This is a genomic window from Paenibacillus sp. CF384 (assembly GCF_900106745.1).
GTDB lineage: Bacteria > Bacillota > Bacilli > Paenibacillales > Paenibacillaceae > Paenibacillus_Z.
The window spans coordinates 149507-161916 of the sequence record NZ_FNNV01000012.1; the positions used below are offsets into that span (position 1 = coordinate 149507).

At 51.8% G+C, this 12410-nt stretch carries 10 protein-coding genes; 2 read left to right on the forward strand and 8 right to left on the reverse strand.

All coding sequences use genetic code 11. The features are described from left to right. Window positions 1–315: 315 nt before the first annotated feature. The 8 genes from BLW29_RS32145 to BLW29_RS19560 form a co-directional block, all read right to left on the reverse strand. A complete protein-coding gene (locus BLW29_RS32145) occupies window positions 316–1065 on the reverse strand; it encodes a hypothetical protein (protein ID WP_371264751.1) in 750 nt (249 codons plus the stop codon). Between the two features lie 28 nt (window positions 1066–1093). Then, window positions 1094–1996 carry an ABC transporter ATP-binding protein gene (locus tag BLW29_RS19530; protein WP_090982681.1) on the reverse strand — a complete coding sequence of 301 codons (903 nt, stop codon included), beginning with the start codon at window positions 1994–1996 and terminating at the stop codon, window positions 1094–1096. After that, on the reverse strand, window positions 1989–2978 hold the full coding sequence (locus BLW29_RS19535; RefSeq protein WP_090982683.1) for an ABC transporter ATP-binding protein: 990 nt from the start codon (window positions 2976–2978) through the stop codon (window positions 1989–1991). Before BLW29_RS19535 ends, BLW29_RS19530 begins: the two co-directional genes overlap by 8 nt. Before the next feature lie 36 nt (window positions 2979–3014). Further along, on the reverse strand, window positions 3015–3860 hold the full coding sequence (locus BLW29_RS19540) for an ABC transporter permease (protein ID WP_090982685.1): 846 nt from the start codon (window positions 3858–3860) through the stop codon (window positions 3015–3017). A 4-nt stretch (window positions 3861–3864) separates the two neighbouring features. Next, complete coding sequence (locus BLW29_RS19545) at window positions 3865–4815, reverse strand: ABC transporter permease (protein ID WP_090982687.1); 951 nt, start codon at window positions 4813–4815, stop codon at window positions 3865–3867. A 69-nt stretch (window positions 4816–4884) separates the two neighbouring features. Then, window positions 4885–6528 carry an ABC transporter substrate-binding protein gene (locus BLW29_RS19550; RefSeq protein ID WP_090982689.1) on the reverse strand — a complete coding sequence of 548 codons (1644 nt, stop codon included), beginning with the start codon at window positions 6526–6528 and terminating at the stop codon, window positions 4885–4887. Between the two features lie 235 nt (window positions 6529–6763). Further along, window positions 6764–7855: a Gfo/Idh/MocA family protein gene (locus tag BLW29_RS19555; protein ID WP_090982690.1), complete on the reverse strand. Its 1092-nt coding sequence runs from the start codon at window positions 7853–7855 to the stop codon at window positions 6764–6766. Window positions 7856–8015: 160 nt separating this feature from the next. Beyond that, window positions 8016–9641 carry a type 2 periplasmic-binding domain-containing protein gene (locus BLW29_RS19560; protein WP_177186714.1) on the reverse strand — a complete coding sequence of 542 codons (1626 nt, stop codon included), beginning with the start codon at window positions 9639–9641 and terminating at the stop codon, window positions 8016–8018. 104 nt (window positions 9642–9745) lie between these two features. On the opposite strand from BLW29_RS19560, the gene BLW29_RS19565 reads away from it, so the two are divergent. Further along, window positions 9746–11590, forward strand: coding sequence for a sensor histidine kinase (locus BLW29_RS19565; protein WP_177186715.1), 1845 nt, complete (start codon window positions 9746–9748; stop codon window positions 11588–11590). Continuing rightward, the gene (locus BLW29_RS19570) at window positions 11571–12344 is read left to right on the forward strand and encodes a response regulator transcription factor (protein WP_256208730.1); all 774 of its coding nucleotides are present in this window, start codon (window positions 11571–11573) and stop codon (window positions 12342–12344) included. Before BLW29_RS19565 ends, BLW29_RS19570 begins: the two co-directional genes overlap by 20 nt. Window positions 12345–12410 lie beyond the last annotated feature (66 nt).

Below are 12410 nucleotides of genomic sequence, written 5' to 3' on the forward strand. Positions count from 1 at the left end.
TGTGGTTCTCAGTGCTACACATGTGCTAGTTGGCGGTGATTTCGGCGGATGTGTAGCTCTCAGTGCTACACATGTGCTAGTTGGCGGGGACTTCGGCGGATGTGTGGTTCTCAGTGCTACACATGTGCTAGTTGGAAGGGACTTCGGTGGTCCGCTGATTTAGCCCAAATAGGATTTGTTAGAGCCAAAACCACCCCGAGCGATAGTGGAAATCCTGCATCAAGGGGGCCCACCAACTCTTCAACACAAAAAAGCTGCTCACCAAGTCACACGACGCACTTGGGCAACAGCTTTTCATGATGCTACTTTAGGCCGTTAAGCCTGCGGCTGCGGCACGATCCGATACACCGACGCACCTGCGCCAGCCCCGGCCTCATCCTCGCCGCCGAGAATCGTCCAGCCATGCGACAAGACTGCCGACAGGCGCGCCTTCTCAGCCGGCGTCAGTGTAGCGACAACCGCTTCGCGACCTTCTTCCAGCACAAGCTCAGGCTCCTGAACGAATGCAATGGCGATCCAGCTGCGGATGCCGCGAATGGTATTGTACTTGATCTGATACCCCGAGCGAACCGCCGCTTCGAACGTCGCCGGTTCTTTGGCAGCGAAGGCCGCCAGTTCCTCGTAGTTGAACTCATAGATGCTGGTGTCATCCTTCGGCAGGTCGCCTTGCTGAGTACGATGAATCAGTTCATCATCCGACCAGCCAAGTACACGCAGCGATTCAATCAGCATTGCGTCCCATTGGGATAATTTCACCCGTTCCGTTCCTTCTGCTGTCATCATGATTTCCTCCTCGCTGTATCGATCAATGTAGACCTCTACGTACGCTTCATGCTCCGAAAACCCCGCAATCTCGCTCATGTAGACCTCCACGTACGCTTCATGCTCCGAAAACCCCGCAATCTCGCTCATGTAGACCTCTACGTACGCTTCATCTTCCGAAAACTCCGCAATCTCGCTCATGTAGACGTCCACGTACGCTTCATGCTCCGAAAACTCCGCAATCTCGCACATGTAGACGTCCACGTACGCTTCTTGCGCCGAAAACTCCGCAATCCCGCTCATGTGGACGTCAAGGTACGACTAATAGCTCTTACTCCAACGCTACAAAATGACCCGGGCTGACTTCCCGCAATTCCGGCACGACTGCCCCGGCTTCCTTCGTCCAGATCACGCGCTCGCTTACTGCACGCGGATCCGGTACCGGGATCGAGGATAGCAGCGCCTTCGTATAAGGATGCAGCGGATTCTCGTACAACTCCTCGCTTGATGCTACCTCAACCAATCGGCCGCCGTACATAACGCCAATCCGGTCCGAAATATGCCGCACCATCGATAAGTCATGCGCAATAAAGAGATACGTTAAGCCAAACTCCTGCTGCAAATCCTCCAGCATGTTAATGACCTGCGCTTGAACGGATACGTCGAGTGCCGAGATCGGCTCGTCGCATACGACGAAATCCGGTCGCACCGACAACGCTCTGGCAATCGAGATCCGCTGACGCTGACCGCCGCTGAACTCATGCGGATAACGAAGCAGATGCTCCCGCTTCAGTCCGACCCTCTCGAGAAGTGCAGCCACGGCATCCTTGCGTTCAGAACCGCGATGCAGCCCGTGAATATCCATAGGCTCCCCAATTAGCTCCAGCACGTTCATGCCGGGATTAAGCGATGAATACGGATCTTGGAAAACCGATTGGATGCGGCGGCGGAACGGCTTCAACTGCCGCTCGCCAAGCGATGACAGCTCGTGGCCGTCAAAGCGAACCTCACCCGCTGTATAGTCATAAAGCCGAAGCAAGCAGCGGCCGACAGTAGACTTGCCGCTGCCGGACTCGCCGACAAGACCGAACGTTTCTCCGCGTTTGATGCCGAAGCTGACGCCGTCAACGGCCTTCAGCACCTCGGTCGGTCTGCCCCATACATCTGTGCTCTTCGTGAAATGCTTCTTCAGTCCTCGCACTTCGACGAGCAAATCATCACGTCGTTCACTCATGGTTGCCGACCTCCTTATCAACCGTTAACCAGCACAGCGATCGGTGCCCCGGCGAAACCTCCGCGACCGTCGGTAGCGCCGCGCACTTGGACATGGCATGAGGACAACGCGCCATGAACGGGCAGCCCGGCGGCGGGTCCAGTAAATTCGGCGGCGTACCCTCAATGGAGACAAGCCTTTCCTTAAAACCATTGTCACGCTTTGGCAAGGAGCGCAACAGTCCTTGTGTATATGGATGCTGCGGATGATAGAAGATTTGCTCTACCGGTCCTTCCTCCATCACCATGCCGCCGTACATAACGACTACGCGGCTGCACACCTGCGCCACTACGCCCAAATCATGCGTAATGAGCGCAATCGCAGTCTGGGAGCGTTCTTTCAGCTCCTTGAGCAAATCCAGAATTTGCGCCTGAATTGTCACGTCGAGCGCCGTCGTCGGCTCATCGGCAATGAGCAGCTCCGGCTGGCAGGACAGCGCCATCGCAATCATAACCCGCTGGCGCATGCCGCCGCTGAATTCATGCGGATATTGCTGTACGCGCCGCTCCGGCTCCGTAATGCCGACTTGACGCAGCATTTCGATCGCTTCCGCGAGCGCGGCCTTCGGCTTCAAACCGCGATGCCGCTCAATAATCTCCGACATCTGCTTGCCGATCCGCTGCACGGGATTGAGCGCCGTCATCGGGTCCTGGAACACCATCGCGATCCGATTGCCGCGCAGCTTCCGCCATTCTTTATCCGTTAGATTGGTGACTGATTTCCCGTCAAACTCAATATCCCCTTGAAGCACTTTGCCAGGCGGCGGAATAAGTCCCATCAGCGCTTTGGCTGTTACGCTCTTCCCGCTCCCGGATTCGCCGACGATACCGACGGTTTCCCCTGCATCAATATGAAAGCTGACGCCCCGGACAGCTTGATTCTCCCCTTCACGGGTGAAGAATGAAACCTTAAGGTCCGTGGCGGTCAGTAACCGTTTTGTCATCTGTGACTCACTCCCTTGTGGCCTGCTGTTCACCGGTTATCTCCGAGTGAGCTTCGGTTCAAAACCGACGCGCAAAATATCGCCCAGCACGTTGAAGCTAAGAACCGTCAGTAGTATAAATAATCCTGGAAACACCGCCAAGTAAGGCGCCTGTGCGATATAACCCTGCGCATTGTTGAGCATGCTGCCCCATGTCGCGCTTGGCGGCTGCACCCCAAAGCCGAGAAAACTAAGAGATGACTCCATCATAATCGCGTTACCGATCGTATTCGTAGCGCCTACGATAATGACGGGCATCAGGTTCGGCAGAATATGCCGAATGATAATGCCGACGGCACTCTGCCCGGATGCTTTGGCATACAGCACGAATTCACGCTCTTTCACCGTCATCGTCTCCGCCCTTATAATTCGGGCGATATTCATCCACATTAATAAGGCAATAATTAGAATAATGCTGCCGACATTCGGCTTTAAGAATATGCTGAGCAAGAGCAGGACTAGGAACGAAGGAATCGACATGATGACCTCCACGCCCCGCATCAGTACATTATCCAGCTTGCCGCCGAAGTAGCCGCTTACCACCCCGATGGTGACGCCGATACCCGTAGCCACTAACATGGAGGCGAAACCAACCATTAGGGACACACGACCGCCAAACAATGCCCTTGTAAAATAATCACGACCGAAGTCGTCCGTCCCGAACCAGTGGGCCGAGCTCGGCTTCTTCAGCCGCTCCAATACATTCAATTGATTGGGATCCTGCGAGGAGAGAAACGCCAGAATAGCGCCAATCGTCAGCACCGCCAAAATAACGACGGCCGCGATCCCAAATTTATTCGACAGTAGCTCGATTCTAACATTGCGCCATTTGGTGCGATTCATGAAGTCACCTCGTCTGTTTGATTCTCGGATCGGCAATGCCGTACAGCAGATCCGCGGCCAGATTCCCTATTATCAGCATCACGGATGAGAACAGCGTTATGCCCATAATAACGGGATAATCCATTCCCCTCGCGGCTGTCATGCCCAGTGATCCGATACCCGGCCAGGAAAATATCGTTTCCGTCACGATAGCGCCTGCCACCAAATCGGCCATGGACATCCCAAGCAGCGTAATAACAGGCAGCAGCACATGCTTCATGACATGGCGATATAGAATCTTCATTCGAGTTGAACCGAATGCATATTGGATTTGTACATAGTCTTCTTTCAATTGTCCGATCGTACTCGAACGGATATAGCGAACATAGCCGGGCATGAACCCGAATGCCAGCACAAGACAAGGCAGCATGCCATGCTTGATGACATCCCATGCAGAGTTCGTACCGATTGTCCGCATGCCCATACTAGGCAGCCAGTGCAGCTTAACCGCAAAGAAATAAATAAACAGAATGGCAAGCCAGAACAGCGGCACAGAAATACCGATATAAGACAGGAAATTAATCAGCTTGTCCACCCATTTATTACGGTATGCCCCCGCCAGCAGCCCCAGCGGGATCGCAAGCAGTACTGCCAAACCAATCGCGGCGCCCATCAGCCCTGCGGTTGCAGGCAGCCGATCGATGATTTGCTCCGTCACCGGCTGATGATTAATGAAGGAGTAACCCAGGTTACCTGTTAAGCAAGCTTTCAGCCACTCCCAATACTGTACAATCGCGGGCTGATCGAGCCCCATATTATGCCGAATCCGTTCTATATCGTCCGCATGCATAGCTGGCGTAACGAACGAAAGCACCGGATCGCCCGGAGCCATCTTAATCATAGCGAAGCAGACAACCGAGACGAAGAAGAGCATCGGAATGGTCTGCAATAATCGTTTGGCGATGAGCTGTCTCATGCTGAATTCTCCTTGCTTTCAAGTAGCAAAAAATAAGCTGGAACGATCCAGCTTATTTTTTGAACGTTCTTATTTCAAATATAGTTTGGACGGATCTTCGAAGATAACGACTGGTTTCAGAACCGCTTCGTCAATACCGCCAAAGCGCTTGTCCATAGCAACGATTGTTTTGGTGTAACCGATTGGGAACAGTGGCGCATCATCCGCAACGATTTCTTGAATCTTCTTGTACACTTCGCCGCGTTTTGCAGTGTCGCCTTCTGCAGCGCCTTGTTTCCACAAACCGTCTACTTCCGCATTGGAGTAATGTGAAGTGTTGTAGTCAGCACCTGTAGCGTACAAGATGCTGTAGGCATCAGGGTCAGAACCCATAATGTAACCACCCACGAAGAATTCGAAATCAGCTGCCTTCGGATCGTAAGCCTTATCGCCGAAAGCCGATGCATCCATGTTCTGCAGTTCTACTTCCAGACCAACTTCTTTAAGCTTCTGTTGTACATACAAGGAAACCGACTCTTGCACTTTGTTGCCGCTCGACACGATGAAACGCAGCTTCTGTCCTTCTTTAACGCCTGCTGCTTTCAACAGGTCTTTCGCTTTCGCTGTATCATTGTCAAATGAAGCAACGTCATTCGTTTGGTACAGGGTATCCGGCGTCAGGATCGAATGAGCCTGTTCTGCATAATCAGCAGAGGAGTAAGCCGCTTGGATGAGCTCTTCACGGTTTAGCGCATAAGACAGCGCTTGACGAACTTCTTTCTTCTTCAGAATGCCAGTGTCGCTGTTTGCATTGAAGTTCAGGTAAGACAGACGACCTTCGCTATAAGGCTTAATTTCGAAATTACCTGTTGCATCAATTGTCGCTACATCTTGCGGATCCAAGTATTTCACGTTGATCTCGCCGCTTTGCAGAGCAAGGTTCGCTGCATTGGCATCCTTCGCAACACGGTACGTAATGGAATCCAGATGCGGTTTACCGCCAAAATAGTTATCGAAACGATCAAGCGTCAGGTACTCGCCTGTTTTGTATTCTTTGAATTTGAACGCACCGGAACCGATTGGCGCTGCGTTCTTCGTGCTTTTCTCAATATCCGCTTCGTTCTCGAAGATGTGCTTCGGAATCGGCGTGATTTGTACCAAGGTAGCTTCGAATGCCGGGCTTACGCTCGGAAGCTTGAAGTCAACCGTAGTATCATCCACTTTAACCGCTTCGATTGGCTTGCCGCCAATGATCAGGTTGCCGCGCAGAAAGCTGTTTTGTTTCTCTTCCAATATTTTATTGAATGTGAAGACAACGTCATCGGCAGTCAGCTTCTCGCCATCGTGCCAAGTCAGGCCGCTCTTCAGTTTCAATGTATAAGTAAGGTTGTCAGCAGACGGTGTTAAGCTCTCTGCAAGATAGAAGGTCTTCTTGCCGTTGTTGATTTGGAACAATGGTGCATATAGAGCTTGGTCAATTGTCAGGCTGACACGGTCGCTTGCATAGTTCGGGTTAAGGATTGTCGGATCAGCTGCTACAGCAATAATGAGGCTGCCGCCATCCTTCGGCTGCGATGCGTCGGTACCCGCATTGTCAGACGCTTGCGTATTATTGGCCGGAGCGTTATTCGAAGCTGTGTTGTTCGAGTTCGAATTGCCACCGGAGCATGCACTGATTACCAGGGTAAGTAGGGCTAGTACGATAACGACGGGTAAACTTCTCTTGCTGCGCATTCTCTCATCCTCCAAGTATCTCTATGAAGAGTTTCAATTGATATTCGTAATCATACATCGGAATACTCGGAATTACAATACCTATTTCATCAACTACTCGCTAAACCTTAATTTTACCCATTATACTTCAATTATGAATCGCTGTGCGCGGGCAAATAAGGCAAAAAAGCGACCATTTACTGGCAAAATGCCGGAAATGATCGCTTTTTCCTTAAGACGTCTATCCCTTTACAAACTAACCGCGTGTAACGGATTGAATGTTGCCGGATGCCGCGCTCTCATATACCGCTTGGATACATTTGAAGTTAAACACCGCATCTTCATTCAAGAGCGCAGCCGAATCATGACCCAGTACGCGTTCTACGAAGAAGTAAAGCGGCGCATCCATAAAGCTGTACGCATTGTCATTCGGAACTTGAGCTTCTTTCTCGGCTACGGAGCCTTGCTCGTCGAAGCGTTGAACGACTGCATCGCCGCCGAAATACGGCGACCATTTCACTGCGCCAAGCGTTCCTTCAATCTCAACCAAGGAATAAGCTTCGCCATGCGTACAGGAAGAACGCTCATATTGTACAAGCACAGGACGGTCTTGGCCTTGTGCATGATAGCGCATGAGAGCGCCGGAGTTATGCTCTACATCGTACACGACATCTTGCGGATCTGCGCCTGTTATAGGTTTTGCGATCCAGCCGCCAAGCACATCTACAGCCGATGGCTGAAGAATATCAGCAAGTACGGTAAAGTCGTACGGACCCCAGTCCGTCAGAATGCCGCCGCCGCAAAGCTTGCTGTTCAAGAACCAACGGCTCTCCGGTTGGTACTCGACGCCTGCTCTTCCGCGTTGATCGCGGTGAATGAAGCTCACTTTGTAGATTTCGCCCAGGGCGCCGGAAGCCACAATCGCCTTCACTTGCTCCGTCTTAGGCAGACCGATAAAGCGGTCGCTGCAGTCGCCAAACAGCTTGCCTTGGTCCTTCGCCAGCTGCGAAAGCTCATCTGCTTCGGCAGCGTTCATAACAAGCGGCTTCTCGCAAAGCACGTGACGGCCTGATTTCAGCGCATAGCTGGACAGCTCGAAATGCGTGAATGGCGGTGTGCATACAACAACGACATCATGCTCTTGTGCTTCTTCTGCCAGCATATCCTTCATATCGCTGAACGTAACCGCGTGCGGGAACTGCTCAACGAAGCTAGCCAATGCTTTCGGATTCGGATCCGCAACCTTCAGTTCGATGTCTGTCGGTGTTTCCCCGTAAAATTTATAAGCTGCTTCTGCGTGTGTGCGGGCGATGAAGCCTGCGCCAATCAGGTAAATTCTTGTTGCCATTCATACTCACTCCTATACGTATAATAATAACCAGTCCCGAACTTCGTGCGCGGGCACGGAATACGTTATTATAACCCGAAAACGGTTACTCTATCAATCGTTATTACGAAAAACCACGCTTACTTCCAGCCATGTCCTAATAGGGCACGGAAAGAGCCGCTTACTTCTTCAGCTCTTCCTTGACTTCCTCGACGATTTTGTCGCCGCCTTGCTCCTTCCAGTCCTTGACGAACTGGTCAAACGCATTGATCGGCTCATCGCCCAGTACGATCTTGTAGAAGGTTTCGGTCTCCATCGTCTGCAGGTTCGCCCAGCGCGTCTCCATCGTCTTCGTCATAGCCGAATACACCGGTTCGGTTACGTTCATCGGTAGTTTCAGTATGCCCGCTCCCATTAAATATGCTGCAGGCGGAGCCCAATCATCTGCATTCTTTCTCGGATTCATCCGGTCACGCAGCTCTTGCTCATAGACCAGCTGCATCTCGCCGTCCATCTCTTCCTTCTTCACCTTGCCGGCCAAAGCATCCAGCAGCAGATCATGCTTACGCGTAGCCGCATCGGCATAGTCGATCGTCATCAGCAGCGGCCATAGGCCATGTCCCGGGTCCAGCTTGACTGCCTGCTCATCTGGCGTACGCTCCGCTTGCACGCGCATGTTGGAGTACACAACCGCCGCCTCCGGATGCTCGTAACCTTTGCGCACAACGAGAAAAGAGTTGCTTACCGGAACGCTCGCAATATTATATTGACCTTTCTCATCCTCAATCATGAATGGCATCCAGTCCGCCTTCGGATTCTTCTTCACCGCATCGACGAGTGCCCACGGCACCCACCACGGGCCGAAGAAGGCTCCGCTCTTACCGTTTAGAACCAGCTCGTCCGGATTTTTGCGAAGCGCAAACTCCTTATCAATCAAGCCTTCCGCATACATCTCGTGAATCTCGCTAAGCGCTTGCTTCGTACCGAATGTCGTAGATCCGTATACCACGTCGCCATTCTCGTCCTTGATCCAGATCATCGGATAGGCATGAAAGGCATTAAAGATGCCTTTGAAATCATGAATGCCGCCGCCATCTGTTGCAAGTTGAAAACTATTCCCCGTTAGTCCGATCGTGTCCGCTTGTCCATTACCGTCGGGGTCCTTCTCGATGAATGCGTGGAGTACCTGTTTCAGCTCATCGATCGTCCTCGGCGCCTTGAGCTTCACTTTATCCAGCCAATCCTTGCGAAGCCACAGAATGGACGGCGCATCCGCTTGAATCGCCACGCTTGGCAGCGCCATCAGCTTGCCGTCATACGTGGCTTTCTCCAGCGCCTTGTCCTTTGTCGACTTGTAGAAATCCTTCATTTGAGCCGAAGCATATCGCTTGTAGACCGTCGTTAGGTCCTCCAGCTGATTGGCCGCAGCCATGGCGCGAAAGGTCTTCTCATCCACAATCATCGCGTCCGGTATCTCGTCATTTGCGATCGCAAGCTGCATTTTCTGATCGAAATCCGTAGAGGAAGCATCCCATAGCACCTTGGTCTTAATATTCGTTTTGTTAAATACATAATCCGTATATTCATTATCTTCAATCGTTTCGCCGGGCTTCAACTTCAGACCGGGTCCAACGGATTTAATAACGCTCATTTCCACCGGCTCCGGGAGCTTGAAATAATCAATCTTCTCGGGATTGGCCTCATCGCTGTCGATCTTCCCGGTCTTGTCCGCGTTGCCGCCTCCGCAGCCTGCCAATACTAAGGATGCTGCCATAACTAAAGAAACGGCTTTCATTAGTTTGTTCAATTCGCAATAGCCCCCTCTCCCGGTTGCTTGCCGTGCTGCTTCCATCATAGCATGAAAATTGAATGATATTAAATGCCTATGCCATGTAGTATATTACACTTCAAGTGAATTATAATTGTGGGGAGATCACGCTTACATCAGAGAAGGTGAATGGACTGAAACTGCGCAAACCTCGAATCGGCATCGTGAAGAAAATGATTATCGGCTATGTCGTCATCATTCTGCTGCCCACTATCTGCATCGGGCTGCTGTACTATAAACAGATTCATAATAATGCTCTGAAGGATTTTGCCAATAACCGCGAATACTTCATCCAACAGTTCGGCTCCTCCCTGACGATGAACATGAATCAGATCGAGATGATTCATGATATTTTTCAAACGAATAAGGTGCTGAGCGGCCTGCTATCCGGCAAGTACAAACAGGAGTCTGAGCAAGTTGGCGTCTATCTGAAGGAGCTCGTGCCGTTATTTTCCTTCTATAAAAGCAATTCGTTCTACATCGATCAGATCCGCATCTATAAGACAGACCCCAAGGTGCGGAGCATGGGGACAAGCATCGTGGACAGCGATGGCAGCATCCCGTCGCGAGCCTCCGACTTGAAGGTCGGGGAAGGCTATTGGCTGCAGGAAATGTCTACGCCGTCTGCGCTGCAAATGATCTATTACAAGAAGCTGTACAATGAGAACTTCAGCCAAGCGATTGGACTTATGGAGATCCGACTGAAATACACGTTCCTCTCCAGCATGTTCCACACCTCTGATGTGAAAGGTACGCCGCTGCACTATTACATGGCCGAAGACAGCAATCCGAGAAAGGGCATCACCCATACCGAAATTGTGGCGTTATCGGCCAAGCTGCCGCTCGAGAGTTCCGACAAGATGCGGATCTACTCGTCCGTTCAGCAATCCAAATCGCTGCAGTACCTGGATTCGGAGCTTGGCCAGCTGATGATGAACAGTTTCTATGTTCCGCGGTTGTCTTCCACCATCTTGACCGTGACACCGACCAGCGAGCTCTTCCAGAAAACGAAAAATTCCGTTCAATTCTACTTGCTGATGATCAGCGCCTTGTTGCTCATCCTCTCATGCGCCTATTTCTTTACCGTCTCCACCGTCGTGCAACGGATCGTCAAGCTCGGCAAGCATATGCGAGGCAATCTGCTGGCCAAATATAAAGAAGAACAAGACAGCGATGAGATCGCCTTCCTCGTCTCTTCTTACAATAAAATGATCGATCGCAACGATGAGCTGATGAGCAAAGTTGACATTTCGCAGCTCCGGCAGAAGGAAGCCGCTTATCTGGCGCTGCAGGCCCAGATTAACCCTCATTTTATCTACAACGGGCTTGAAGCCATTCGAATGGCCGCTGAGGAAAGCGATAGCCCTGACGTAGCCAAAATGATCTTTGCGCTCGGGCAATCGATCCGATACAGCTTATCGAAGAGCCAGTATGTCGTGCTTCGGGACGAGCTCTCGCATATTCGCAGCTATCTGCAAATTTATAAGGTTCGGATGGAAGAGCGGCTTCAATACGAAATTGATGTCGAGGATGAAAGCCTCCTTCGCATCGCCTGTCCGCGATTTATCATCCAACCGCTGGTGGAGAACGCTATCGTGCACGGCATATCTCAGAAGCTCGGCACAGGCACGCTGCGCATCCGCTTGTATAGCGAAGGCCCCTTAGCCTTGGTTCGCATTCAAGATGACGGGGCCGGCATCCCGCCGGAACGCCTTGAGATGCTTCGTCAGAAGCTTGATGGCTTCGCGAGTGCACAGGAGCCTGAACAGGAGCAAGGCGGAATCGGCGTGATGAATGTTCATGAGCGAATGATCAGCCATTTCGGACCTGCCTATGGGCTTATAATTGAGAGCGAACTGGGAGTCGGAACGACGATTACATTATCCATGCCGAAGGAGGGAAATGCCGTTGAAGCTACTCATCGTTGAAGATGAAGCGCCAATCTTGCGGGGATTGCTGCGCAAAATCAACCAATTCCATACCCCCTTTACGGACATTACAGGTGCCTCCGGCGCGGCGGAAGCACTGGAGACGCTGCGGCAGCATGGGGCTGATCTGGTCATGACCGACATTAACATGCCGGAGATGAACGGGCTGGAACTCATCCAAACCGCTAAGAACGAAGGGTTATGCAGCCGCTTCATTATCTTGTCCGGTTATGATGATTTCTCTTATGCGCGGGATGCGCTGCGGCTGCAGGTCATCGACTATCTGCTCAAGCCTATCGATGATGAACAGCTTGAAGAGCTGCTCACCCGGCTTGGCCAAGCCGCCCTCGCCGAACACGAGAAACATGAGGCCGAAGAGCAGGAGACCTTCACTGAGGTCGCTGAGCATGACTATGTGGAGAAGCCGGAAGCCAGCAAGCAAATGCTGGAGTATATTGAAGCGAACTACGTGAGAGATCTGTCTCTGAGTTCCGTTGCGGAGCACGTCGGCCTGCACCCCAACTATGTGAGCCATCTGTTCAAGAAAGAAACCGGCATGAATGTGCTCGCCTATATCCAGCAGCTCCGGGTCATCAAAGCGAAGGAGCTGCTCATCTCGCGGCCTTCCTTGCCGCTTAGCGAGGTCGCGATGCAGACCGGCTTCGAGAGTCAGCGACATTTCTTCAAAGTATTTAAGAAACATACGAACATGACGCCTCGCCAATTCGGCGAAGCCCAGCATCCAGCGAAGTAGAAAATGCATGGACGCCCGACCATCGCTGTTGACAGACAAGATTAAAGCCGACCCCACAAGGGTCGG